We start from the raw sequence: 24,850 nt of genomic DNA, 5'->3' as shown, positions 1-24,850 counted from the left end.
CGCGGCATTCTCGAGCGCGAGGTGGCGGCCGTAGCTGACCGACAGGCCCGATACGTCAAGCATGGTGCGGCTCCCCCAGATAGGCCTCAACCACATGCGGGTCGGTCAGGACCGCGGCGGGCGTGCCCTCGGCGATCTTCGCGCCGGCGTTCATCACCACGCAGCGGTCGCAGAGCGAGTGGATGGCCGACATCACATGCTCGACCATGATGATCGTCACGCCGAGATTGCTGATGTTGCGGATGATCTCGATGCCCGACAGAAGCTCGGTCGCATTCAGCCCGGCCAGCCATTCGTCCAGCAGCAGCACCTTCGGCTCCATCGCCAAGGCACGGGCAAGTTCCAGCCGCTTCTGGTCGATATAGGTGAGCTTCGCGACCTCCCACTCGGCCTTTGCGGCGAGGCCGACCACGTCGAGATAGCGCCGGCAGCGGGTGACCAGGTCGGCGTTCCACGGCTGGCCGGGACGGAAGGCCAGGCCGACGGCCACGTTCTCGGTCACGGTCATGTCGTCGATGAGGCGCAGCAGCTGGAAGGTCCGGGCGATGCCCTTCCGCGCCACCCGGTTCGCGGGCAGGCCCGAGATCGTCTCGCCCTCGAGCGTGATCGTCCCGCGGGTCAGCGGGAAGGCCCCGGAGATCAGGTTCATGGTCGTCGTCTTGCCCGAGCCGTTCGGCCCGATGAGGCCGAGGATCTCGCCCCGCATCACGTCGAAGCTCACGTCGCTGACGGCGACGAGCCCGCCGAAGGTCTTGCGGACGTCTTGCAGGCGCAGGATCGGGTCACTCATGGGCGTTCTCCGGGCGGAGTCGGGCGGGTTCGGGCTCGCGGCGCAGGCGGGCGAGGAGGTCCTCGACTCGGCCGACGATGCCGTAGGGCAGCAGGTAGACGATGACGATGAAGACGAGGCCCAGCAGCAGCGAGAAGGCCTGCGGGAAGCGCGCGCCGAGCGCCTCGAACAGGAACGACATCAGCACCGCGCCGAGTAGCGGACCCCAGATGCGGTGCATGCCGCCGAGGAGCGCCATGATGACCACTTGGAACGAGAGCGTCGAGTTGAAGGCGATCGCCGGGTCGATATAGGTCCAGCGCGGCGCCATGATCGCACCCGCGAGCGACATGATGACCGAGGTGCCGACGAAGAGGGCGAGCTTGGCGGAGGTCGGGTTCAGCCCGAAATGCCGCGCCATCGTCTCGTGCCCGCCGATCACCCGCAGCGCGAAGCCGAGGCGCGAGCGTTGCAGCGCGACCGCGCCCACCAGCACCGCCGCGAGCAGCGCGAGAAGCTGCCAGAAGATCTGCGGCTGGGTCACGTCGAGGAAGACGTAGCGGCCGACGGAGGCGGTGACGTTGACCTCGTACCAGGTGACGAGCTGGCGGACGAGTTCGGCGAGGCCGAAGGTGAAGATCACGAAATAGATGCCCGCGAGGCGCAGCGTGGCGAGGCCGACGACAAGGGCCAGCAGGCCGCCGATCAGGGCGGCGACCACCAGCACGGCGATCCACGGCATCGCCTCGCCCAGCACCGCGACCGTGTAGCAGCCGACGCCGAAGAACACGACGCTGGCCAGCGAGATGTAGCGCGTTGGCCCGGAGAAGAGGCCTCAGGCCGTCGCCAGCACGGCGTAGTTCAGCAGGCCGATGACGAAGGCCAGCTGATAGCTCGAGGCCACCTGCGGCAAGAAGGCGAGGGCGCCGAAAGCCGCGACGATCAGGATGTAGGGCAGGGGAGAGCGGCTGGTCATCGTGCCACCTTTCCGAAGATGCCGGCGGGACGGACGAGCAGCGCGATCAGGAACACGCCGTAGACCACCGCGATGGTGAGGCCGGGGTCGAGGTAGGCGGCGACGAAGGCCTCGATCAGCCCGAAGGCAAGGCCGACGACCAGCGCGCCGGTGATGTGGCCGACGCCGGCCATGATGACGACGATCAGCGCCTTCATGGTGAAGACGACGCCCATTTCGGCGGTGAAGGTCATGTAGGTCGAGATCAGCACCCCGCAGAGCGCCGCGATCCCGCCGCCGATGGCGAAGGCCAGGCCCGCGGCCCAGGTCACGTCGATGCCGACGAGCCGCGCGCCCACCGGATCGACCGCGACCGCCCGCAGCGCCGTGCCGGTCCGGGTCCGCATCAGCAGCCAGTAGGCGAGGACGCCGACCAGCACCGCGGCGACGAAGGAGAGCAGGCGGTTCAGCGCGACGGTCTCGCCCAGCACCTGCACCGGCACGGCGAGGTAGGAATAGCTCGTGTAGTTGCCGCCGAAGACCAGCAGCAGCACGCCCTTGAGCGCGAAGAGGAGGCCGAAGGTCAGCAGCATGCTGTCGATCTTGAGCGCCATGCCGGTCTTCGCCCGGCGCACCAGCGGCATCAGCATGACGCGATAGACCAGCCACGAGAGGCCGAAGCCCAGCGGCAGGATCGCCAGCGCGAGGATGTAAGGGCTGGTGCCCAGCGTGCCGAAGATGACGAAGGCGGTGAAGGACGAGGCGATCAGCATCTCGCCAAAGCCGAGGTTCATGGTGCGCGACACGCCGTACTGGATCGTCAGCCCCAGCGCCACCAGCGCAGAGACCCCGCCGAGCGTCAGGCCGCTGAGGAGTGCGTTGACGAACATGGTGTTAACCCTTCGGAAGAAACGCGGGGGCGGGCGATGGACCCGCACGCCCCCTTTGATATCAGTTCGCGGGCCAGGGGGCCTTCGGCATGATGAACTCGCCGCGGCCTTCCGCGTCCTCCGGCCCGAGGCCGACGACCCAGCCGTCCTGGATCTGCCCGGCCTTGAAGATGCCCGGCATCATCTGCGAGCCGAGGTTGATCTCGCCCAGCACGGTGTCGAAGGTGCCGGTCTTCATCTCCTCGGCCACCACGTCGCCCTCGAGGCTGCCGGTGCGCTCGATCGCCTGCTCCATCGCCTGAAGCGCGGCATAGGTCACGATCGACCCGGCGCTGTCGGGACGCTGGCCCAGAACCTCCTCGTGCAGCGCAATGTAGTCCTGCGTCCGCCGGTCCGCGACGTTGAGGCCGCCATGCGTCAGCAGCGTGTTCGCGGCCTCGCCGAAGCGGTCGGTGAACATCGGGAAGGCGCCGCCGATGCCGACATACATGACCGCCGGGTTGAAGCCGTGCAGCCGCGCGTTCTCGGTGATGGCGATGGTGTCCGGCGGATAGCTGAAGGCGGCGAAGGCCTTGGTGTCGCCGGCCTGCGCCAGGATCGACGAGAAATCCTGCGTGCCGACCGGGTAGGTCTGGTCGAGGACGAGGTTGAAGCCATGATCGGCGAAGGCCTTGCGCGCCGCGGCGGCGAGGTCGATGCCGAAGGCGTCGGCGACCGAGATCATCGCCACGTCACTGTCGATATGCCCGGCTTCGCGCGCCTCGGCCATCAGCTCGACCACCGGCTCGGCCCAGGAGGCCGCGGTGCCCGACAGCAGGAAGGCGTTCGGCCAGCGCTCGATCAGGTCGGGGGCGCGGTCCGTGATCGAGGTCGCGGTCGGCATGATGTAGCCGTGCCGGTCGAAGAGCGGCCCCACCGCGAGGTTCAGCGCCGTGCCCCAGGGCGGCAGCAGGATGTCCACCTGGTCCTGGTTGATGAGCCGCTCGACCGCGCGCACCGCTTCTTCCGAGTTCGAGCGGTCGTCGTATTCGATCACCTCCACCGGACGCAACTCGTCGCCGACCTTCAGCCCGCCCTGCTTGTTCAGCTGATCGACCCACTGCCGGTAGTTCGGCAGCACCGTGGTACCCGCGCCGCCCGCGTTCGGGCCGGTGAGCGAGATGGCATAGCCGATCTTGACCGGCTCCGCGGCGTCTTGCGCGGCGGCGAGGCTGACGCCGAGGCCGGCCAACAGGCCGAGGCTGGCCGCCGAGACGAGAATGGTGCGTCTTGTGGTCTTCATGTAGTCCTCCCAGTGGTCCGTTCGTCGTTTTCGTGGTGGGCGGCGGGCCTCCCGAGGCCCGCCGCCCGCGCGTGTTCCTGCGGCCTCAGCGGGCCAGCACCTCATGCAGCACCCGGCGCAGCTCCGCCTCCGGCGCGTCGGAAAGCGAGGGCGCGCGCCAGGCGACGTGATGGTCGGGCCGCACCAGCAGGCAGCCGCTGTCGCCGATCTCGGAGGCCCGTGCCCAGTCGCCCGAATGGTCGATGAACTCGCGCCGCGGGGCCGATGACATGAGTGGCGATCTCGATCCCCAACTCGTCCGCCACGGCCCGCCCGGCTGCCACCCAGGCCTCGCCGCCGAGCCCCGTCAGCAGCGTGAAGCGCCCGCGCCCGCAGAGGTCAAGCGTCGAGACCTGCGCGCCCGTGTCGTGCCGGAACAGCCAGACATGCGGCAGCCGCGCGCCGGGCCAGGTGGTCGGCTGGTAATAGAGGTCGGCGTCGAGCTGGAAGTCCGGCTCGATCTGCCCGTCCGTCACCACCGCGCCCGAGCCGTAGCGGTGGTTCATCTCGACGCCATGCGCGTCGAACTCGTATTTCTTGCAGGCGATCGCCTTGCGGATCGCCTCGCGCTGCGCCTCGGCCTCGGGCGTGCCCTGCGTGCGCGCCTCGAGATTGCGCTGCATCTGCTCCGGCTCCACCCCCTCGGCCATGCCGAGGGCGGCGAAGATCGGCCCGGTCTCGCCGATCGAGCGGTTGGCGCGGGTCACGATCTGCTTGGCCACCGGAGCCCGCTCGACGTCGTAGCTCTCGAGCAGCCGCTCGCCCGCCTGACCCTTCAGCACCATCGCCAGTTTCCAGGCGAGGTTGAAGGCGTCCTGAATCGAGGTGTTCGAGCCAAGGCCGTTCGACGGCGGATGCCGGTGGATCGCGTCGCCGATGCAGAAGACCCGCCCGTTCGCGGTCCGCGTGGCCTAGAAGTTGTTCACCGTCCAGGTGTTTGCCGACAGAAGCTCGATCTCGAGCTCCGGGTCGCCGATCAGCTGGCGGGCGACGCCGGTGGCGAATTCGGGCGTGACCTCGGGCTCGGGGCGTTGATGTCGTAGCCCCAGACGATCAGCCACTCGTTCCACGGCCGGACCATCCGCACGAGGCCACAGGGCGCGCGACCATGCGCGCCGGTCAGTCCGGGATTGCCTCCGCTCCCCTGACTGGCGCTTAGCCCAGCCGAAGGCGGATATTGATCGGTTTACGCCAAGACAATATGACCCGGCGCTATGAAGATCGACAGCGAACACCTCGAGATTTTGGCCGTGATCGTCGAGAAGGGCGGCCTCACCGGAGGCGCCGCCGCGCTCGGCAAGTCGCAGCCCTCGGTCTCGCGCAGCATGGCGCTGCTGGAGAGCCGGGTCGGCCTGCCATTGTTCGAGCCGGGCCGCCGCCCGCTGCGCCCGACCGAACTGGGCCAGAACCTCGCCCGCCTCGGCGGCCGCATCCGTGCGGCGAACCAGGAGGCCGGGCAGCTCATCCGCCGCTACCAGCAGGGACAGGCCGGGCGGCTGCGCGTGGGCGGGTCGCCCTTCTTCATGGACGGCGTCGTCTCCACGATCGTGGCCGACTTCCAGAACCGCTCCGGCGGCCTCGAGATCGAGCAGAGCTACGGCTACGCCGAGGCGCTGACGGCGAGCCTGCGCAACGGCAGCCTCGACCTCGCGATCCTGCCGCTGCATCCGACGCAGGTGCCCGAGGGCATGGACTTCGTGCCGCTTCTCGCGGGGCGCAACGTGATCGCCTGCCGCGCGGGCCATCCGCTGACCCGGCGCAAGGGCATCACGTTCAGCGACATCGACAGCCAGACCTGGATCGCGCCGCCTTCCGACAGTCCGCTGTTCCGCGACCTTCAGCGGGCGGTGAAGTCCATCGGCCGCGAGGAGTTCCGCATCGGCTTCTCGGCCGGCACGCTGGCCTCGATCCTGTCGGTGCTGGCAGGCTCGGACTCGCTCACCGTGCTGCCCTACTCGGTCGTGTTCCTCGCCCGCCAGCGGATGCAGATCGACGTGCTGCCGCTGAGGATCGAGCATCCCGACCGCCAGCTCGGCCTGATGACCGCGGCGGACCGCGCCATGCAGCCCGGCCTCAGGCAGTTCGTGAGCTTTCTCGTGAGCGAGTTTCATCGTTTGCAGAACCGCATCGACCATGACCTTCAGGTGGTCCGGCAGCGCGGCTGAGCCCCTTATTTCATCGCGATGTAGGTGGCGGGGTCGAGCGTGATGAAGCGCACCGCCGCATGCAGCCCGGCCGCTTTCTCGACCATCGCCCGCAGTTCGGCCCCCGTCGCGCGCAGCGTCTCGGGCGTGCGCGCGGTTGCGGGCAGCAGCATCAGCTCGGCATTGACGGGCGGCTGGTCCTCCGGGCCGGAAGCCTCGATCACGGCCAGCTGGCAGGCGGCCGGATCGACCTGCAGCCGCGCGCAGAGCATCTCGCGCATCGCGGGCAGGGCCTGCCGCAGCGGCTCGCGCGCGGTGGCGAAGTGCGTCTCGTTCACGAAGAGCTTCACGTTCGGCATCTCAGGCGTCCTTCAGCAGCACGAAATCGAAGGGCGAGCGCCAGAGGGTGTTGTGGCCCTCGAGCCGCTCGTAGGGGGCGACCAGCGTCTCCTTGACGCCGAAGACCGCGTCCGAGCCGAGGTAGGCGTCGCCGCCGACGAAGGTATGCGTGACCAGCTTCTGGTAGCCCGGCGCGGTCACGAGGTAGTGCATATGCGCGGGGCGGTAGGGGTGGCGGCCGAGATGGCCGACCATCTGGCCCACGGGCCGTCGTCCGGGATCGGGTAGCTGACCGGCCTGATGCCGCGGAAGGCGTAGCGCCCGTCCGGCCCCGTCACGAAGCGGCCGCGATTGTTCCACTTCGGCTGGATGCCCGGCTGCTGCACGTCGTAGAAGCCGTCGGCGTTGTCCGACCAGACATCGAGCATCGCCCCCTCGACCGGGTTGCCGTCGAGGTCCAGCACCCGGCCCTCGAACAGGCAAGCCTCGCCCTCGCCGTCGAGCGAGATGGTGTCGCCCATCGAGCGGATCGGCGCGTTCGCGACGTGGAAGGGGCCGAAGACGGTGTTCTCGGTCGCGCCCGGCGGACGGCGGTTGTTGATCGCGTCCACCAGCATCGAGAAGCCGAGGACGTCCGAGAGCAGGATGAACTCCTGCCGCTCGCCCGAGCTGATCTGGCCGGTGCGGGTCAGGAAGTCGATGCCGTATTCCCACTCGGCTTGCGTCAGTTCACCTCCACGGCGAAGGCGTGCAGGTGCCGCACGAGGGCGGCCATGACCTCGCGCAGGCGCAGGTCGGTCTCGGCGCCCATGCGGGCGTTGACGGTCTCGACGGAGTTTTCTTCGGTGAAGTAGCTCATGGGCATCGGTCCTTGCGGCGCGCGCGCGGGCAGGGGTCAGTCCTCGATCGGGTGCAGGCGGTGCCAGCGGCGGTCGAGATAGACGAGCGTGTCGTAATCGGGCCGCGTCCCCGCAGGGGCGACGGTGTCCTTCAGCGATTCTGCGGCGACCAGCGTCGCGCCCTCCATCGGCAGGGTGCCGCGCAGGCGGGCGCGGAACCACGTCAGACGGCGCTGTAGCGCGGCTCGCCGGAGGAGAGGCGTTCCCATTCGACGCCCGGCCCGAAACGGTCGGCGCCGCCTGTAGCGCCGAGTTGCGCCAGTGGCAGGTCGGCGCGGCGGGCGAGGTGGATCACCACCGTCTCGGCGTTCAGCACCCGCTGGCTGGTCGAGGTCCGTTCCGAGAGCGAGAAGGCCACGATTGGCGGCGCCGCGCTGACCGAGATGAGCGAGCTGATGGTCAGCGCCACCGGCCCCGCCTCCGTCTCGGCCGTCACGATCGCCACGCCCGCCGGATGCACGCGGAACGCCTCGCGGAAGGCGGTGGTGAGGTCGTCATGCGGCATCTGCACGGGATTGGCTCGCGTCATGGCTGGCCTCCGGTCGGGGGGGCGGGCCGGTCCTGGGACCGGCCCCGCGCGTCACTTGTTGGGGACGAGGTCGTAGAGTTGCCAGGTCCGGTCGGTCCAGAGCCCGCCGACCTCGCGTCCGGCATTGGCCACGATATGCGGGGCGATGGTGATATGGTTCACCGCCACCATCATGTCGCGGAACACCCGCTGGATCACGCCGCGTCGCAGCCCGGCGCTGCCCGCCGCGCGATAGGCGAAGTTGCAGGCGGATTCGCCGGCCTCGTGGACCTCGGACTTGGCGAGATGGATGAGGCTGACCTCGCGGGTGCCGGCGGTCTCGCCGCGCTCGACCATGGCCTCGATGTCGCCCCAGACCTCCATGGCGAAGGCGCGGGCGGCGCGGACGCTGGCCTCGGCCCGGCCGTAGTCGAACCAGAACTTCTCGCTCTCGCCCAGCAGCCCGGCGCGGCCCGACTTCGTGCGCGCGAACCCCGCGATCTCGTCCAGCATCCGGCGCGAGGCGCCCATGGCCCAGCTGGTGTGCCCCAGCGAGGCGATGCCAATCAGGCCGATGCCGTTCAGCTCCTTCTGGCGCTGCGCCTCGATCGCGATGACGCGGTAGACCAGATCCTCGGGGATGAAGACGTCCTCGGCGGTGTAGTCGATCGAGCCGGTGCCCTTGAGGCCCATCACGTCCCAGTTGCCGATCTGCGTATGCTCGGGGATCGGCGCATGGGCGCACATGACGACCGGCGCGCCGTCCTCCATCAGCGGCTTGCCGGTGCCGTCGTCGATGAAGCAGCCGCTGTGGGTGTAGGTGGCGTGGCTGAAGCCCGAGCCGAAGCCCCACTTGCCGGAAAGGCGGTAGCCGCCCTCGACCTTCTTCAGCATCCCCATCGGCGCGCCGAGGCCCGAGAAACGGTGATCGGTGCCCTTGTTGTAGAGCCGCTCGACGGCCGCGTCGGGCAGGAAGGCGGCCGACATGGCGCCGATCCCGGCATGGACCATCGACACCCAGCCGGCCGAGCCGGAATGGTAGGTCACGGCCTCGAGCAGTTCGATCACCTGCGTCGGCGGCAGCTGCATGCCGCCCATCGCCTCCGAGACGAGGGCCGAGCCGAGGCGCAGCGGCTCGAGCAGCGCGAAACTCTCGGGCGAGAGTTCGCCGCGGGCGTCGCCCTCGGCATTGGCGTCGAGCTGCGGGCCGATCTCGGCGATCTGCTTCAGCAGCGCCCGGTGGTCGGCGGTCTGGCCCCAATAGGGGTGACGGCTCAGCGGCATGTTCATGGTCATCCTCCTCCTCGGGATGGATTTCAGGCGGCGAGCAAGTCGCCGATTTGTTGCAGCGTCTCGGGCCGCTCCTGCGCGATCAGGTGGCCGACGCCTTCGACCGTCAGCAGGCGCGCATTCGGCAGCGCCTCGACCCAGAGCGGCGCCTGGCCCGCGGGCAGCAGCCGGTCCTCGGTCCCCCAGACGACTAGGGTCGGGTTGGTGATGCGCTTGAGGAACCGGCGCAGGTTCGGATGACCCATGCCGTGCTGCGCGCAGAGGCGCCCGACGAGGTCCGCCTCGCGGCCCCGCGCGACGCCGAAGGCCTTGGCGGCGGCCGGGTCGGAGCCGTCGGGGAAGTAGCGCAGCGCCACGGTCACGTCATGGGCGAGGTGGCCGGGGAAATCCTGCGGCGCGATGGAGCCGAGGTCGGTCGCCGGATGCGCCGGATCGTTCAGCCCGGCCGGCGCCATCAGCACGACCCAGTCGAAACGGTCCCGCGCCACCGCGGCAAGCTGCGTGGCGATCCAGCCGCCCATCGAGAAGCCGATCAGATGCGGCTGTTCGGGCAGGTCGAGCGCGTCGAGCAGGTCGAGGTAATGGACGATGATGTCGTGCATGTCGGCGACCTGCGCCGCATCGCCGGAATGGCCCATGCCCGGGTGGCTGGGCAGCAGCACGCGGAAGCGGTCGGCCAACCCTTGGGCGAAGTCGAACTCCTCGAGCGTCGAGGCGCCGTGCAGGAACAGCACCGAACTGCATCTTGCTCCCCTTGTCCCCTCGTCGTGCTCCCTCGCGCGCGGTCGTTCAGACCGCGCGGGCCATTGGCCGCTGTTCCTGGGGGCACCCCGCCCGGCTCCTCTCCGGTCGTGTTCCGGGGGGAGGAATGGGGCAGGGAGGCCTCGTGGGTCAAATCCAGAGAGTCGGGCGCAATATAGCTCGGTGGTATAAGGCGGGACGAAGGCGGGTGCGGTATTCACTCGCCGGCGCATGGAAAGCCAACGTTTCCGCGCGAGGGATTGGGGCGAGTGACCCAATCCCGCATGGAACAGTGACGTTGACGAAACAGAGGGTCCGCGCACGCACGAAGGCGGGCGCGAACCCGTCCGCTTTGGCGGACGGGCGGGCCGTAACGGGACGGTCAGCCTTCGGGCGAGCGGTAGGATGCGTGCTCCATAGCCATCATCGCATCCCCGCGCAAAGGCGCGTACCTACGCCGGCCGGAGCCCTTTCCAGGCGTCCTGCAGCAGCCCACGGATCCCCGCCTCGTCGAAGGGCCGCGGGTTCGGATAGCTGTTTCTCACCGCCAGCTCCGCCGCGCGGTCGAGGTCTGCCTCGCTCAGCCCCAGCTCCCTCAGGCTCTCCGGTGCCCCCACCTTCCGCGCGAAGTCCCAGAGACCCCCGCCCGCCGAGCCGCCGCCGAAGGCCTCCGCGATCGGCGCCAGCTCCTCCCTCGCGGCGACCTCATTGAAGGCCGTCGTATAGGGCAGCAGGATGCTGTGCGTCTCGGCGTGTGGCGTGTCGAACGACCCGCCCAGCACATGCGCGAGCTTGTGGTGCAGCGCCATCGACACATGCCCGAGCGCGGTCGAGCAGCACCAGGCGGCGTAGAGCGCCTCTCCCCGCGCCGCGGCGTCCGAGGGGTTCTCGATCAGCCGCGGGAGGCTGGCCGCGAACTTCTCCATCGCGTCGCGGCACATCAGCTCGATCACCGGGCTGCGGTCGGGGGCTTAGAAGGCCTCCATCGCATGCGCGATCGCGTTCATCGCCGAGGTGACGGTCAGCCCCACCGGCAGGCTCAGCGTCAGGTCCACGTCGTAGATCACCGTCTCGGGCCGGATGTCGGGCGAGCGGCGGGTGGTCTTCTCGCCGCCGGCGGTCTCGCCCAGGATGTCGGTCATCTCCGACCCGGCATAGGTCGTCGGGATCACCAGCTGGTCGGCCCCGGTGCGGACCGCGATGGCCTTGCCGAGGCCCGTCGTGGAGCCGCCGCCGAGGCTGACCACGGCCGTCGCCCTGCTTGCCGCATAGGCAGCGAGCGCGCGCTCCGTGACCTCGACCGGGGTGTGCATCTCGGCCCCCGCGAAGAGCCCGGCGGCGCGGTCGCCGAGGCTGTCGGCCAGCCCCCGCGCCTCGCCCGCCTGGCCTTCGGTCGACAGGACGAGGACCTTGCCATGGCCCATCCGGTCCAGCTCGGCCCCGGCCTGCGCCAGGGTGCCGCGCCCGAAGACGACCCGCGTCGTCAGACCCGGAAAGACGAAGGATTCCATCATCGGTGCCGCTCCATTCTCGATCTGGCATGCCCGGCCGTGCGCGTCGCATGCGGCGCTCCCTAACGCCAAGCCTATGGCCCCGCCAGCGAATCGCTGCGCGAGCGCGAGGTGCTGCTGCGCGCGATGGCCTCAGGCCTCCGGCGTGGTCCCGCCCATGGCGGTGGTGAGTTCAGCGGCGAGGCTCCGCACCCGCGCGCCCGTCGCGGCGATGTCCGCCTCGCCCAGCCGTCCGGCGAGGGCAGAGACCGAGATCGCGCCGACCGGCTCGCCCGAGGGCGACCAGACCACGGCGGCGACGCAACGCATGCCGGGCGTGAACTCCTCGTCGTCGCAGGCGTAGCCGCGCGCGCGGATCAGGGCGATCTCGCGGCGGACGTCGTCCATGCTCCGCAGGCTGCGGCGGGTGAGGGGGCGCAGGCCCTGCCGCGCGACCAGCTCCTCGATCGCGGCGTCGGGCCAGGTGGCGGCGATGGCCTTGCCCATGCCGGAGTTCATCACCGGCGCGCGGCCGCCGGGCGGCGCGATGGCGCGGATGATCTCGCGGCTCTCGACCTGCGCCACGGTGATGACCTCGCCCTCCTCCAGAACGCCGAGGTTCGCGGTCTCGCGGGTTTCGTCCCGCAGCCGGCGCAGGAAGGGCATGGCGGCGGCGACGAAGCTCTGCCAGCGGCTGAAGCTGACGCCCACGGCCCAGGCGCGCCGGCCGACATGCCAGGTGGTGTTCACGGGGTCGAACTGCGCGAAGCCGCGGCGTTCGAGGGTGGTGAGCAGCCGGTGCGCGGTGGAGGTCGGCAGCGCCGCCGCGCGGGCGAGGTCGGAGAGCCGCGTGCCTTCGGGCTGCGCGGCCATGAGCTCGAGCAGCCCGAGCGCGCGGTCGACGGACTGGACGGTGCCGGTGCTTTCCATTCTCGCACGGCTATCCCGCATGGTGGGAAAGTTCCAGCCGGTGTTGGCTACCCGGAGGGACGCGCGGCTATGACTCGCGCCAACCATGGAGGACATCATGCTGCACCACATCGACCGCGCCGGACTGCAGATTGCCCCCGAGCTTGTCGCTTTCGTCGAGGAACAGCTGCTGCCCGGCCTGCCTGTGACCCCCGAGGCCTTTTGGCGCGACTTCGCCGCGCTGCTGCGCGAGCTTGCGCCGGAGAACCGCCGTCTGCTGGAGGTCCGCGTCGAGATGCAGCGCCGGATCGACGCCTGGCTCACCGCCAGCCGCGACCAGCCCTGGGACAACGCCGCCTGGCAGGGCTTCCTGCGCGAGATCGGCTACATTCTGCCGGAAGGCCCGGCCTTCACGGTCGAGACCGGCCCCGCCGATCCCGAGATCGCAGCGGTCGCCGGGCCGCAGCTGGTGGTGCCGGTGACGAATGCGCGCTTCGCGCTCAATGCGGCGAATGCGCGGTGGGGGTCGCTCTACGATGCGCTCTACGGCACCGACGCGCTGCCGGGTGCGCCGGCGGGCGAGGGCTATGACGCGGCCCGCGGCGCGGCTGCGGTGGCGAAGGCGGCGGCGTTCCTCGACACGGCGCTGCCGCTGTCGCGCGGCGGTCATGCCGATGTCACCGGCTGGCGGGTCGAGAACGGCGCGGCCATCGCCACCGTCGCGGGGGCGGACATGCCCCTTGCCGATCCGGCGCAGTTCGCGGGCCATGCGGGCGAGGGCGAGCGCCGCTCGCTCCTCTTCCGCCACAACGGCCTGCACATCGAACTGGTCTTCGACCCCGCGCATCCGGTCGGCGCGGCCAGCCCCTCTGGCCTGCGCGACGTGGTGCTGGAGAGCGCCGTGACCGCGATCCAGGATTGCGAGGATTCCATCGCCGCCGTGGATGCCGAGGACAAGGTGCTGGCCTATGCCAACTGGCTCGGGCTGATGAAGGGCGACCTTGCCGAGACCTTCGAGAAGGGCGGCCGGCAGTTGACCCGCCGCCTGAATCCCGACCGCAGCTTCACCGCGCCGGACGGCTCGACGCTCACGCTGCCGGGCCGGGCGGTCCTGCTGGTCCGCAACGTGGGCCACCTGATGACCACCGACGCCGTCCTGCTCGGCGGCGAGGAGACGCCGGAGGGGCTGCTCGACGCCGTGATCACGGTCGCGGCGGCGATGCACGACCTGCAGAAGACCGACGGCCCGCGCAACTCGCGCGCGGGCTCGATCTATGTCGTGAAGCCGAAGATGCACGGCCCCGAGGAAGCCGGTTTCGCCGACCGCACCTATGCGGCGGTGGAGCGGATGCTCGGCCTGCCGCATGGCACCGTGAAGCTGGGCCTGATGGACGAGGAACGGCGCACCTCCGCCAACCTGCGCGAGTGCATCCGGGCGCTGAAGGACCGGATCGTCTTCATCAACACCGGCTTCCTCGACCGCACCGGGGATGAGATCCATACCGTCATGCAGGCAGGGCCGGTGCTGCCCAAGGCCGAGATCAAGGACGCGCCGTGGCTCGCCGCCTATGAGGACGGGAACGTCGATGCGGGGCTGGCCACCGGGCTGCCGGGCCGCGGCCAAATCGGCAAGGGCATGTGGGCCAAGCCCGACGCCATGGCCGAGATGCTGGCCGCGAAGATCGGCCACCCGCAGGCCGGTGCGACGACCGCCTGGGTGCCCTCGCCGACCGCCGCGACCCTGCATGCGACGCATTACCATCTGGTGAACGTCGCCGAGCGACAGCAGGAGCTTGCCACCCGCGAACGCGCCAGCTTCGATGCGCTGATGACGCCGCCGCTGATGGGGCGCCGCAATCTGTCGGAGGCGCAGATCGCGCGCGAGATCGACCTCAACTGCCAGTCGATCCTCGGCTATGTCGTCCGCTGGGTGGACCAGGGCATCGGCTGCTCGAAGGTGCCCGACATCCACGACGTGGCGCTGATGGAGGACCGGGCGACGCTGCGGATTTCCTCGCAGTTCCTCGCCAACTGGATGCTGCACGGCATCATCACCGAGGCGCAGGTGGAGGACAGCCTGCGCCGAATGGCGGTGGCCGTGGACCGCCAGAACGCGGGCGATCCGGCCTATCGCCCGATGGCGCCCGGCTACGACGGGCCCGCCTTCATGGCCGCCCGCGACCTGATCCTGAAGGGCGCCGAGCAGCCCTCGGGCTATACCGAACCCCTGCTGCACGCCTGGCGGCGTGTGGCCAAGGCTGCTTGAGGAGACGACGATGAAGACCGTGACCCGCCTCGACCTCGACGACGCGCGCCTGCTGATCGCGGGCGCGGCCGCCCATGCGGCGGAGATCGGCGTGCCGATGTGCATCGCCGTCACCGACGAGAGCGGCCAGCTGATCGCCTTCGAGCGGATGGAGGGCGGCAAGGTCACCTCCACCACCATCGCCATCGACAAGGCCTTCACCGCCGCCGCGGCCAAGAAGGCCACGCATGACTACGGCACCGCAAGCCAGCCCGGCGCCCCCGCCTACGGCATCAACTCCGCCATCGGCGGGCGGCTGATGGTCGTGGGCGGCGGGTTGCCGGTGGTCTGGAAGGGCGAGGTCGTGGGCGGCATCGGCATCTCGTCGGGCACGCCGGCGCAGGATCAGGCGGTGGCGCAGGCGGGGCTGGACCGCTGGATGGCGGCACAGGAGTAAGGGAACGGCCGCGCGCCCCTCTCCGGTCAAGGCGTCGCCGTTATCGCCCGCCCGTCCGCCCAAGCGGACGGGTCCGCGCCCACCTTCGTGCAGGCGCGGCCCCTCTGTTTCGCCAGTGCCACCCTTCAGGCGGGATCGGGTCACGCGCCCCGATCCCTCGCGCTGTCACTCTCGCGCGACACGCAACCGTCAGAAAAACTGTTGCATCCACCCCTCCCCCCACTAACCTTCCCGGCAGGAACAAGGGAGGGATGCAATGCTCAGGACTGCCCTATTGCTGCCGGTGCTCGGCTTGATGGCGGGGGCCGCGGGGGCGGCGCCGGTGACGGTGGTGACCTCCTTCCCCAAGGACATGACCGACCCCTTCAAGGCGGCCTTCGAGGCGGCGCAGTCCGACCACACGCTCGAGATCGTCAACCGCAACACCAATGCGGGCGTGTCATTCCTGCAGGAGACGCGCGGCTCGAACACCACCGACATCTTCTGGGCCTCGGCCCCCGACGCCTTCGAGGTGCTGAAGAACGACGGGCTGCTGGCGCCGATCGAGCCGAACCGCGAGGGCATCCCCGACGAGATCGGCGGCTATCCGATGAACGACCCCGAGGGCCACTATTTCGGTTTCGCCGCCTCGGGCTACGGCATCATGTACAACACCCGCTACATCGAGGCCAACGACCTGCCCGTCCCGGCCGAGTGGGAAGACCTGATGGCGCCCGAGATGAACGGGCATGTCGCCATGTCCTCGCCCTCGCGCTCGGGCACCACGCATCTGACGGTCGAGACCGTGCTGCAGGGCGACGGCTGGGACGAGGGCTGGGCCAAGTGGAAGTGGATCGCGGGCAACATGAACACCGTGACCGAGCGCAGCTTCGGGGTGCCCGAGGCGGTGAACTCCGGCGCCGCCGGCTACGGCATCGTGATCGACTTCTTCGGCCTGTCCTCCAAGGCGACCGGCTTCCCCGTGGAGTTGGTCTATCCCTCCGTCACCGCCATCGTGCCGGCCAACGTGGGCATGGTCGCCAACGCACCGAACCCGGAGGGGGCCGCGGCCTTCGTGGATTTCGTCCTCTCGCCCGAGGGCCAGCAGGTGCTGCTCGAGCCCGCGATCATGCGCCTGCCGGTGAACGAGGCCGTCTATGCCGACGCGCCGGAGGGATTCCCGAATCCCTTCGCCGAGGATTTCGCCCCTGACGCGATCGCCTTCGACGTGGACAAGTCGGGCGCGCGCTACAACCTCGTGAACTCGCTCTTCGACGTGATGATCACCTACCGCCTCAACGAGCTGCGCGAGGCCGTCGCCGCCGTGCAGGCGGCCGAGGCGGCGCATCCCGAGGGCGCGAATCCCCAGGCGCAGGCGCTGATCGACGAGGCCCGCGCGCTGATCGAGGCCACGCCCATCACCGAGGAGCAGGCCGCCGATCCCGCCTTCGCCGGCGTTTTCACCATCGTCCGCGACGCCGAGGACGTGGAGGTCGTCGGCCGCCAGGCCGAGGTCGAGCGCGACTGGGACGCGGCGGTCGTCGCCAACTACGCCCGGGCCAGGGAACTCGCCGACCAGGCCGCCGCGCTGAACTGAGCCCGGCCTGACGCCGCGCGCCCGCCCGGCGCGCGGCACGCGAAGGAGCGGCGATGACCGTCACCACCGTCAGCATCCGGCCGCGGCTGCCGCGGCTGTCCCGCCCCAGCGCGCTGGCCGTGATCGGCATTCTGATCGCGGCCTTCCTGATGATGTTCCTGATCCTGCCGGTCATTCAGGTCATCTACGTCGCCTTCCTCGACCCCCGCAGCGGCGCGCTGACGCTCGACAACTTCAGCGACTTCTTCGCCAGCCCCTTGTTCCGCGAGAGCTTCTGGAACTCGCTTTACGTCGCCGCGATGTCCGTGGTCTTCGCCACCCTCATCGCGCTGCCGCTGGCCTATCTGACCACGCGCTTCGACTTCGCAGGCTCCGCGGTGATCCAGAGCCTCGGGATCATCCCGCTCATCATGCCGCCCTTCGTCGGCGCGGTGGCGATGCAGCTGCTGTTCGGGCGCAACGGCACGGTGAACCTGCTGCTGAACGACTGGTTCGGTTTCAAGATCCCCTTCATGGAGGGGCTGAACGGCGTCATCTTCGTCGAGTCGATCCACTACTTCCCCTTCATCCTCATCAACCTCTCGGCGTCGCTGCGAAATATCGATCGCTCGATGGAGGAGGCGGCGCAGAACCTCGGCGCCTCGGGGATGCGGCTGTTCCGGCGGATCGTCTTCCCGCTGGCGATGCCGGGCTACATCGCCGGTGCGGCGCTGGTCTTCATCAAGGTCTTCGACGACCTCGGCACGCCCCTGATGCTGAACGTGAAGGCGATGCTGGCGCCGCAGGCCTACATGCGGATCACCGGCGTCGGCATCAACGACCCGATGGGCTACGTGATTTCGTTCATTCTGATCGCCTTTTCGGTGCTGTCGCTGTGGCTGTCGTTCCTCGTCATGCGCGGGCGCGACTATGCGACGGTGCAGAAGGGCGGCGGCGGGCTTGCGCGGCGCCAGCTCTCGCCGTGGGAGCGGGTGGCGGCATGGGTGGTGATCCTCGTGATCCTCGGCCTCGTCCTCGCGCCGCATATCGGGCTCATGCTGCTCTCCTTCGGCACCATCTGGTCCTTCAGCCCGCTGCCCGACGCCTTCACGCTGAAGCATTACGGCACCGTCTTCAGCCAGGCCGGGCAATACATCACCAACACGCTGCTCTATGCCGGGGGCGCGGCGCTGATCGACATCCTGATCGGCACCGCGGTCGCCTATATCGTGCTGCGGACCGGGCTGCCGGGCCGGCGCTGGCTCGACTACCTCTCGACCGCGGCGCTCGCGGTGCCGGGGGTGGTGCTGGGGATCGGCTACCTGCGGATGTTCCACGGCGTCCATCTGCCGGGCGTCGGCCCGCTGGCGAGCTGGTGGGTGATGATCATGATCGCGCTGGCGATCCGGCGGCTGCCCTATGCGCTGCGCGCCTGCATGGCGGCGCTGCAGCAGGTGAGCCTCTCGCTCGAGGAGGCGGCCGAGAACCTCGGCGCCTCGAAGGCGCGCAGCATTCGCCGGATCGTCGTGCCGCTGATGACCGGCGGCATCCTCGCGGGCTTCGTCACCAGCTTCGCCACCGCCGCGGTGGAGCTCTCGGCCACCATCATGCTCGTCAGCGGCGAGCGTGACGCGCCGCTCTCCTACGGCATCTACCTCTTCATGCAGTCGCCCTCGGGCCGGGGGGCGGGCGCGGCGCTCGGCATCATCGCGGTCATCATCGTGGCGCTCGCCACCTACATCTCGCAGCGCGTGATCGAGCGTGACAGCCACCTGCGCGGTGCCCGCCCGACCGGAAGCCATTGAGGAACCCGAATGAACGAGCAATCCGTGGGCATCCGCATCGAGGACCTGCACCTGAGTTTCGGCGACACCAAGGTCCTCACCGGCATCGACATGGAGATCCGCGCGGGCGAGTTCTTCGCCTTCCTCGGCCCCTCCGGCTCGGGCAAATCGACGCTGCTGCGCGCCATCGCGGGCTTCGGCCCGGCGCCGCGCGGGCGCATCCTGATCGGCGGGCGCGACGTGGCGGGCCTGCCGCCGTGGAAGCGCGACGTGGGCATGGTGTTCCAGTCCTACGCCCTCTGGCCGCATCTCTCGGTGCGCCGCAACGTGGCCTTCGGGCTGGAGGAGCGGCGCGTGCCCCGCCGCCAGATCGGCCCGAAGGTCGAGGCCGCGCTCGACCTCGTGGGGCTGCTGCCGCTCGCCGACCGAATGCCCTCGCAGCTTTCGGGCGGACAGCAGCAGCGCGTGGCGCTCGCGCGCACCGTGGCGATCGAGCCGAAGGTGCTGCTGCTCGACGAGCCGCTCTCGAACCTCGACGCGGGGCTGCGGGTCCAGACCCGGCGCGAGCTTCTGGCGCTGCAGCGGAAGCTCGGCCTGACGACGATCTTCGTGACCCACGACCAGGAGGAGGCGAATACCACCTCCGACCGCATGGCGGTGCTCGACGCGGGCGTGATCCAGCAGATCGGCACGCCGCAGGCGCTTTACGACCGCCCCGTGAACCGCTTCGTCGCGCGCTTCCTCGGCACCGCGAACATCCTGCAGGGCGAGGGCACGCGCGAGGGTTTTCGTTTGCCCGGCGGCGCGACCTTGGCGCTGACGGCGCCTCCCGGCCCCCGCGACATCGTCCTGCGCCCGCAGGCGATCCGCATCGGCCCGGTCGAGCCCGCCAGCCGGGACCGCCTGCCCGGCGTCGTCCGCCACCGCGAGTTTCTCGGCAGCCAGGTGCGCTACTTCGTGGACGCCGCCGACACGCAGCTTGTCGTGGACACACTCCACATCGCCACCCGGCCGATGCTGGAGCCGGGGGCGGCGGTGAGCCTCGCGGTTGACCCGGAGGCCGTGGTGGTGCTGGAGGAGAGCGGCGGGCGCGCGCCGATCTGACTTGATCCTGCCGCCCGCGCGGACCAAATCTGGGCCCGACCCCGAGGCGAGGTGACGACATGGACCGCGAGACCGGCAATGATCCCGCGCGCCTCAGCGCCGCGGCGCTTTTCGACCGCATCCTGCGCGAGCAGGCGGACGTCTTTGCCCGCCGCCACGCGGCCCTGCAGCAGGACGACGCGCCCGAGAACCCGCACCGGGCGCGGGTGGCGCTGCGGCGGCTGCGGAGCGCGCTCGACGGCTTCGCGCCGATCCTCGATGCCAAGCAGGCGCGCAAACTCTCGCGGCGGGCGAGGGGGCTCTTCCGCATCCTCGGGCCGCTGCGCGACGCCGACGTGGCGGTCCTGTCCTTCGGCACGGGCGACGACCGCGAGGCGTTTGTCGCCCGTGCGGGCGCGGTCAGGGACGGGACGCGCGAGGCGCTCGTCTCCGCGCGGGCGGCGGATTTCGCGGCCGAGGTCGAGGCGGCGCTCGACAGCGGCAGGCTGATGGGCGGCGACGCCGCCGCCCGGCGCATGGCGGCGGCGGATGCGGGGCTGCTGGCGGCCCTCGCGCTGCAGCGCGCCTGGACCGAGGCGCTGGTCTACGGCCCCGCGCTCCACAGCCTCGAGGACGAGCCGCGCCACGAGTTCCGCAAGGACATGAAGTCGCTGCGCTACCTGACGGAGTTCTTTGCCGGTTCCATCGAAGGCGCGAAGCCCCGAAGGTTTCTCAGGCGGATGGAGGCGCTGCAGGACGACCTGGGCGAACTCAACGACATCTTCGTCCATGCCGGCGACGCCCCCCTGGGCACCGAGCTTCAGCGCCGCGTGGACCGGGCGATGGAGGCGGCCGAGGGGCACTGGGCGCGGCTGCGGAAGCTGGGGCCGTGGTGGGTCTGACGCCGTCTCGTTGCCATGAATCCGTCATGCGCGGCGGTCAGGAGGACCGATGACTGGCCAGCGGCTGGCGTTGTCACGAAATATTCAAGCCGGTGGACTGGCCTAGGTCGTGCCCGGCACCGTCCTCGCCATCGGCATGATCCTCGCCTATCTGCGGCCGCTGCCGCTGATCGGCGTCTCGATCTACGGCACCGGCTGAATTCTGCTCGTGGCCTATCTCGGGCGCTTCCTGCAGCAGGTCCCGCGCCCGGTCGAGCCCGCGCTCTCGGCGGCCGACCCGGCGCTCGGCGAGGCCGCCCGCGCCCGCGGCGTCTCGCGCCTGCGCCGCCTCGCCTTCGCCGCGGCCCCGCGGCGCTGCCCGCGCGCTCGTGGTCTTCATGAGGGCGATCAACGAGCTGACGGTCGCGGCGCTCCTGGGGGCGGCGGGGAACGAGACCGTCGGCGTGCAGATATTGTCGCTGCAGTAAGAGGGCAACTCGACCGGCGCCGCGGCGCTCTCGGTGCTGACGCTCGCCGCGGTGAGCGTGCTCGCGCTGATCGCGGATCGCCTGGGGCGGCGGCTGCCGCCGGGCACGCCGCCGTGGCGGGCGGCTTGAGGGTGGGAGGCGGCTTGGGGCCGCCTCCCGGCCGATGTCAGAAGGTGATGTCAGAAGGTGAAGGCGGTGCGCAAGCCGATCGCGATCGCCTCGTTGTCGCGCATCTGCGCCGCGCCGACCCCCGGCGGGACCTCCGGCCGGGTGTCGGTGTCGCCGAGCTTCACATAGGAGATGCCGCCCGTCACCCTCACGTTGCCCTGAGTGTAGACCGCCCCCAGCGTGATCCCCTTGCGCCCGCTGTAAGGCGCGAGCGGCGAGACGAGGCCGTCGCTGTCGGTCTCGTACAGGACCGAGGCCAGGCCCGACCAGTTCTCGGTGAAGCGGCGGCCGACGCCGAGGTTGAAGGTCGTGGTGTCTTCCAGTTGAACGATGCCGTCGGGAACGAAAGAGGTGAAGCCGACCGGGTTCACGCGGAACTCGCTCCACTTCACCCAGCGGACCGAGCCAAAGACCAAGGTGTCCTGCGCGACGCCGGTCTGGAACTCGAGGTTCCAGGACCGCGGCGTCTTGACCGCGGTGGCCGACTCGCCATTGCCTACGGGCAGGCCGGCCTCGGTCGTGTCGAAATCATGCTCGATGGCGGAGTTGAAGGTCAGCGACACGCGCGCCGCGATGTCGGGACGCTCCCAGCTGATACCGGCGAGCCAGCCCACGGCGGAGTCGGAATCGAAGTTCGCGCTGTAGCCGCTGAGGCCGCCGTAAGCCGCGCCGGTCAGTTCGAGGTCGGCCTCGGCGGTCTGGTAGCGAAGGCCCGCATGGGCGCCGAAGCCGCTGTCCATCTTGTAGCGCAGCACGCCGGTGATCGCGGCGGTATCCACGGTCGCGTTCGTGCCGCCGAAGGCGACTGAACTGCCGGGATAGGCGAGATCAAGGCCGAAGGGCGTGTCGATGATGATTGCGGCCGAGATGTTGTTCGTGAAGTCCTGCTTGTAGGACAGGTTCGGGACCGTGTAGCTGGCCGAGGTGTCGCCGGTGGCGCTGCCGCCGAAGACCGGGCGTCGGTGCCGCGGATGTCGGGCCGGACATGGGTGAAGCCCAGTTCGACCACGCGGCCCGGCTCGAACAGGATGTTGAGGGCTTGCGGGCTGCGTTCGATGCCGCCGGCCGAGGCGGCGGTGGTCGTCAGAAGCAGTGCGGCGGTGCTGCAGAGCGTGCGGGTCATGGCCTCTCTCCCTCGCGCCCGCGGCGAGGGGATGGCCGCGGGTCTCGCCTTTGACGGTCGCCTGCGCCGCGCAACCGGTCAATCGTGACATCCGCGTGACGCAACGTTGACGCCGCACGCGCAGGGAGAACGTTGCACGGCTGCAACGCGCGGGCCGCGGCTGGGCGCCGCGGGCCGTCCGGGTGGCGGGCGCGGGCCGCCGCGGCTATGCCTCCGCGGCGATGAAGAGGAGCCGCCGCCGCATGGCCCGCCTGCGTTTCGCGCCCCTGAAACCCGCCCCGCGCGGCCTCTGGCGCCGGGTGCCGCCGGCGATCTTCCCGGTCGTGCTGGGCCTCGGCGGCCTCGCGCTGGTCTGGGAGGAGGCGAGCCGCCTGCTCGGCCTGCCGCCCGGTCCCGCGGGGCTGCCGTCGGGCGCCGTCGCCGGGCTTGCGCTGTTTGCCTGGGTCGCCTATGCGGGCAAGCTCCTGCGGCGGCCTGCCGTGCTGCTCGAGGATCTGGCGATCCTGCCCGGCCGCGCCGGGCTCGCCGCGGCGGCGCTATCCTTCTATCCGCTTGCCGGGGTGACCGGCCTCTATTCCGCCGCCGCCGGGCGCGGGCTGCTGGTCCTCGGCCTCGCGCTGCACCTCGTGCTGGTCGCGGCGCTGATCCGCGTGCTGCGGACCGGCCCCGAGGAGCAGCGCCGCGTCTCGCCGGTCTGGCACCTGAGCTTCGCGGGCTTCATCGTCGCGGGGCCCGCGGCGCTGATCCTCGGCTGGCCGGGACTGGCTGCGGCGCTGTTCTGGCCGATGCTGCTGATGGCGGCGGCAATCTACGCGGTGAGCATGCGCCAGGTCCTGCGCGCGCGGGTGCCCGCGCCGCTGCGGCCGATGCTGGCGATCCATCTCGCGCCGCTGGCGCTCTTCGGCACCGTCGCGGCGGGCCTCGGCTGGGAGGCGGCTGCCTGGGCCTTCGGCCTCGCCGCGCTCGCGCTGCTGATCGCCGGGGTCGTGGGTGTGCGGTGGCTGCTCGCGGCGGGATTCTCGCCCCTCTGGGGGGTGACAGTCTTCCCGCTCGCCGCCACGGCGGGGCAATGGGTGGCGCTGCTCGGCCTCGGCGGCGGCGCGGCGGACCAACTGGTGGCCGCCGTGCTGCTGGTCGCTACGACCCTCGTCGTGGTGCCGCTCGCCTTCCGCATCCTGCGCTTGTGGCATCAGGGACGCCTGCCCGTCATCACCAACGCCGCCATCGCCTGACACTGGACTTCGGCCCGGCGGCGTGAAACAGGGAACCGCCAATCGAACCCGCGCACGGAGCCCCTCCCCATGCAGATTCGCGAGGCCCTGACCTTCGACGACGTCCTCCTCGTCCCCGCCGCGTCCTCCGTCCTGCCGGCGACCGCGGACGTGACCACGAACGTCACCCGCGCCATCCGGCTGAACATCCCGCTGCTGTCCTCGGCCATGGACACCGTGACCGAGAGCCGCATGGCCATCGCCATGGCGCAGGCGGGCGGCATGGGCGTGATCCACCGCAACCTCGACATCGAGCAGCAGGCCGACGAGGTCCGCCGCGTCAAGCGCTTCGAGAGCGGCATCGTCTATAGCCCGATCACGCTGACCCCTGACCAGACGCTCGCCGACGCCAAGGCGCTGCAGGAGCGTTATCACGTCACCGGGTTCCCGGTGGTGGGCGAGGGCGGGCGCGTAGTGGGGATCGTGACCAACCGCGACATGCGCTTCGCGTCGGACGACCGCACCCCGGTGCGGGCGATGATGACCGCCGACAACCTCGCGCTGCTGCACGAGCCCGCCGACCTCGACGAGGCGAAAAGCCTGATGCGCGCGCGGCGGATCGAGAAGCTGCTGGTCACGGATGCGGAGGGGCGGCTGACGGGCCTGCTGACGCTGAAGGACACCGAGAAGGCGGTGCTGAACCCGCTCGCCTGCAAGGACGACCTCGGGCGGCTGCGGGTGGCGGCGGCCTCGACGGTGGGCGACGAGGGGTTCGAACGCAGCCAGGCGCTGATCGAGGCCGGCGCCGACATGGTGGTGATCGACACCGCGCATGGCCATTCAGAGGGCGTGGCGCGCGCGGTCGAGCGGATCAAGGCGCTGTCGAACGAGGTGCAGGTGGTTGCCGGCAACGTCGCGACCGCGGCGGCGACCCGTGCGCTGATCGACGCCGGCGCGGATGCGGTGAAGGTCGGGATCGGCCCCGGCTCGATCTGCACCACGCGGATCGTGGCGGGCGTCGGCGTGCCGCAGCTGACCGCGATCATGGATGCCGCGGGCGCGGCCGGGGACATCCCGATCATCGCCGATGGCGGCATCAAGTTCTCCGGCGACTTCGCCAAGGCTATCGCCGCGGGCGCCTCCTGCGCGATGGTCGGCTCCGCCATCGCCGGCACCGACGAGGCGCCGGGCGAGATGATCCTCTATCAGGGCCGCTCGTTCAAATCCTACCGCGGCATGGGCTCGCTGGGCGCCATGGCCCGCGGCTCGGCCGACCGCTACTTCCAGAAGGACGCCGCTTCGGACAAGCTGGTGCCCGAAGGCATCGAGGGTCAGGTCGCCTACAAAGGCAGCGCCGCGGCGGTGATCCATCAGCTCGTGGGCGGCCTGCGGGCAGCGATGGGCTACACCGGCAAAGCCACGATCGAGGCGATGCGCGGCGGCTGCGAGTTCGTGCGCATCACGGGCGCGGGGCTGAAGGAGAGCCATGTCCACGACGTTCAGATCACGCGGGAAAGCCCGAACTATCGGCTGGGGTGATTAGAGGAAACGGCCTGTAGGATCCCGGGTCCGAAATCAAACACTAACGACCGCGTTAGTT

At 70.2% G+C, this 24,850-nt stretch carries 24 protein-coding genes and 3 pseudogenes; 9 read left to right on the top strand and 18 right to left on the bottom strand.

Translation table 11 applies throughout. The features are described from left to right. Positions 1 to 55 precede the first annotated feature (55 nt). The 8 genes and pseudogenes from GI374_RS07995 to GI374_RS19125 form a co-directional block, all read right to left on the bottom strand. A complete protein-coding gene (locus GI374_RS07995; protein WP_154336493.1) occupies positions 56 to 790 on the bottom strand; it encodes an ABC transporter ATP-binding protein in 735 nt (244 codons plus the stop codon). Beyond that, positions 783 to 1,577: a branched-chain amino acid ABC transporter permease gene (locus GI374_RS07990; protein WP_370515229.1), complete on the bottom strand. Its 795-nt coding sequence runs from the start codon at positions 1,575 to 1,577 to the stop codon at positions 783 to 785. Before GI374_RS07990 ends, GI374_RS07995 begins: the two co-directional genes overlap by 8 nt. Before the next feature lie 27 nt (positions 1,578 to 1,604). Beyond that, positions 1,605 to 1,745, bottom strand: coding sequence for a hypothetical protein (locus GI374_RS19130; RefSeq protein WP_229582934.1), 141 nt, complete (start codon positions 1,743 to 1,745; stop codon positions 1,605 to 1,607). Further along, the gene (locus tag GI374_RS07985) at positions 1,742 to 2,614 is read right to left on the bottom strand and encodes a branched-chain amino acid ABC transporter permease (RefSeq protein ID WP_154336492.1); all 873 of its coding nucleotides are present in this window, start codon (positions 2,612 to 2,614) and stop codon (positions 1,742 to 1,744) included. Before GI374_RS07985 ends, GI374_RS19130 begins: the two co-directional genes overlap by 4 nt. A gap of 61 nt (positions 2,615 to 2,675) precedes the next feature. After that, positions 2,676 to 3,896 carry an amino acid ABC transporter substrate-binding protein gene (locus GI374_RS07980; protein WP_154336491.1) on the bottom strand — a complete coding sequence of 407 codons (1,221 nt, stop codon included), beginning with the start codon at positions 3,894 to 3,896 and terminating at the stop codon, positions 2,676 to 2,678. 85 nt (positions 3,897 to 3,981) lie between these two features. Further along, on the bottom strand, positions 3,982 to 4,167 hold the full coding sequence (locus GI374_RS19780) for a hypothetical protein (protein ID WP_370515226.1): 186 nt from the start codon (positions 4,165 to 4,167) through the stop codon (positions 3,982 to 3,984). A 61-nt stretch (positions 4,168 to 4,228) separates the two neighbouring features. Then, positions 4,229 to 4,801, bottom strand: a pseudogene (locus GI374_RS07975) (FAD-dependent monooxygenase); the annotation flags it as partial. Positions 4,802 to 4,846: 45 nt separating this feature from the next. Further along, positions 4,847 to 4,996, bottom strand: a complete 150-nt coding sequence (locus GI374_RS19125; protein ID WP_229582931.1) for a hypothetical protein — start codon at positions 4,994 to 4,996, stop codon at positions 4,847 to 4,849. A gap of 153 nt (positions 4,997 to 5,149) precedes the next feature. On the opposite strand from GI374_RS19125, the gene GI374_RS07970 reads away from it, so the two are divergent. Next, positions 5,150 to 6,100, top strand: a complete 951-nt coding sequence (locus GI374_RS07970; protein ID WP_154336490.1) for a LysR family transcriptional regulator — start codon at positions 5,150 to 5,152, stop codon at positions 6,098 to 6,100. A 5-nt stretch (positions 6,101 to 6,105) separates the two neighbouring features. Here GI374_RS07970 and GI374_RS07965 read toward each other — a convergent pair whose 3' ends face one another. The 9 genes and pseudogenes from GI374_RS07965 to GI374_RS07935 form a co-directional block, all read right to left on the bottom strand. Beyond that, positions 6,106 to 6,438 (bottom strand): hypothetical protein, encoded by a 333-nt coding sequence (locus GI374_RS07965; RefSeq protein WP_154336489.1) that lies wholly within the window; start codon positions 6,436 to 6,438, stop codon positions 6,106 to 6,108. 1 nt (position 6,439) lies between these two features. Continuing rightward, positions 6,440 to 7,092, bottom strand: a pseudogene (locus GI374_RS07960) (dioxygenase). Between the two features lie 50 nt (positions 7,093 to 7,142). Then, positions 7,143 to 7,277, bottom strand: coding sequence for a hypothetical protein (locus tag GI374_RS19775; RefSeq protein ID WP_370515230.1), 135 nt, complete (start codon positions 7,275 to 7,277; stop codon positions 7,143 to 7,145). A gap of 36 nt (positions 7,278 to 7,313) precedes the next feature. Continuing rightward, entirely contained in the window at positions 7,314 to 7,445 is a 132-nt protein-coding gene (locus GI374_RS19635) for a hypothetical protein (RefSeq protein ID WP_255453678.1), read from the bottom strand. Positions 7,446 to 7,480: 35 nt separating this feature from the next. After that, a complete protein-coding gene (locus GI374_RS07955) occupies positions 7,481 to 7,846 on the bottom strand; it encodes a flavin reductase family protein (RefSeq protein ID WP_229582929.1) in 366 nt (121 codons plus the stop codon). Between the two features lie 51 nt (positions 7,847 to 7,897). Continuing rightward, positions 7,898 to 9,115 (bottom strand): acyl-CoA dehydrogenase family protein, encoded by a 1,218-nt coding sequence (locus GI374_RS07950; RefSeq protein ID WP_154336488.1) that lies wholly within the window; start codon positions 9,113 to 9,115, stop codon positions 7,898 to 7,900. Positions 9,116 to 9,141: 26 nt separating this feature from the next. Next, on the bottom strand, positions 9,142 to 9,849 hold the full coding sequence (locus GI374_RS07945) for an alpha/beta fold hydrolase (RefSeq protein ID WP_370515225.1): 708 nt from the start codon (positions 9,847 to 9,849) through the stop codon (positions 9,142 to 9,144). Between the two features lie 459 nt (positions 9,850 to 10,308). Next, positions 10,309 to 11,367: pseudogene (locus tag GI374_RS07940) on the bottom strand (maleylacetate reductase). A 132-nt stretch (positions 11,368 to 11,499) separates the two neighbouring features. Beyond that, on the bottom strand, positions 11,500 to 12,276 hold the full coding sequence (locus GI374_RS07935) for an IclR family transcriptional regulator (RefSeq protein WP_154336486.1): 777 nt from the start codon (positions 12,274 to 12,276) through the stop codon (positions 11,500 to 11,502). 97 nt (positions 12,277 to 12,373) lie between these two features. On the opposite strand from GI374_RS07935, the gene GI374_RS07930 reads away from it, so the two are divergent. The 6 genes from GI374_RS07930 (at position 12,374) to GI374_RS07905 (ending at position 20,281) form a co-directional block, all read left to right on the top strand. Next, positions 12,374 to 14,521 carry a malate synthase G gene (locus tag GI374_RS07930; RefSeq protein ID WP_154336485.1) on the top strand — a complete coding sequence of 716 codons (2,148 nt, stop codon included), beginning with the start codon at positions 12,374 to 12,376 and terminating at the stop codon, positions 14,519 to 14,521. A gap of 10 nt (positions 14,522 to 14,531) precedes the next feature. Beyond that, the gene (locus tag GI374_RS07925; RefSeq protein ID WP_154336484.1) at positions 14,532 to 14,957 is read left to right on the top strand and encodes a heme-binding protein; all 426 of its coding nucleotides are present in this window, start codon (positions 14,532 to 14,534) and stop codon (positions 14,955 to 14,957) included. Positions 14,958 to 15,213: 256 nt separating this feature from the next. After that, positions 15,214 to 16,533, top strand: a complete 1,320-nt coding sequence (locus GI374_RS07920; protein ID WP_154336483.1) for an ABC transporter substrate-binding protein — start codon at positions 15,214 to 15,216, stop codon at positions 16,531 to 16,533. Between the two features lie 53 nt (positions 16,534 to 16,586). Further along, complete coding sequence (locus GI374_RS07915; RefSeq protein WP_154336482.1) at positions 16,587 to 18,317, top strand: iron ABC transporter permease; 1,731 nt, start codon at positions 16,587 to 16,589, stop codon at positions 18,315 to 18,317. Between the two features lie 9 nt (positions 18,318 to 18,326). Beyond that, the gene (locus GI374_RS07910) at positions 18,327 to 19,400 is read left to right on the top strand and encodes an ABC transporter ATP-binding protein (protein WP_154336481.1); all 1,074 of its coding nucleotides are present in this window, start codon (positions 18,327 to 18,329) and stop codon (positions 19,398 to 19,400) included. A gap of 59 nt (positions 19,401 to 19,459) precedes the next feature. After that, positions 19,460 to 20,281 (top strand): CHAD domain-containing protein, encoded by an 822-nt coding sequence (locus GI374_RS07905; protein ID WP_154336480.1) that lies wholly within the window; start codon positions 19,460 to 19,462, stop codon positions 20,279 to 20,281. 646 nt (positions 20,282 to 20,927) lie between these two features. On the opposite strand, the gene GI374_RS07900 is transcribed toward GI374_RS07905, so the two are convergent. Then, positions 20,928 to 22,130, bottom strand: a complete 1,203-nt coding sequence (locus GI374_RS07900) for an OmpP1/FadL family transporter (protein ID WP_229582927.1) — start codon at positions 22,128 to 22,130, stop codon at positions 20,928 to 20,930. Positions 22,131 to 22,281: 151 nt separating this feature from the next. Between GI374_RS07900 and GI374_RS07895 the strand changes: the two genes are divergently transcribed. Next, entirely contained in the window at positions 22,282 to 23,271 is a 990-nt protein-coding gene (locus GI374_RS07895) for a tellurium resistance protein (RefSeq protein ID WP_195759877.1), read from the top strand. Positions 23,272 to 23,340: 69 nt separating this feature from the next. Beyond that, positions 23,341 to 24,789, top strand: a complete 1,449-nt coding sequence (guaB, locus tag GI374_RS07890; protein ID WP_154336478.1) for an IMP dehydrogenase — start codon at positions 23,341 to 23,343, stop codon at positions 24,787 to 24,789. Positions 24,790 to 24,850 lie beyond the last annotated feature (61 nt).

The organism is Paracoccus sp. S-4012 (assembly GCF_009674885.1).
Lineage (GTDB): Bacteria > Pseudomonadota > Alphaproteobacteria > Rhodobacterales > Rhodobacteraceae > Paracoccus.
The sequence above is the reverse complement of the archived record's forward strand: the minus strand, read 5'-3'. Positions and strand labels throughout refer to the sequence as shown.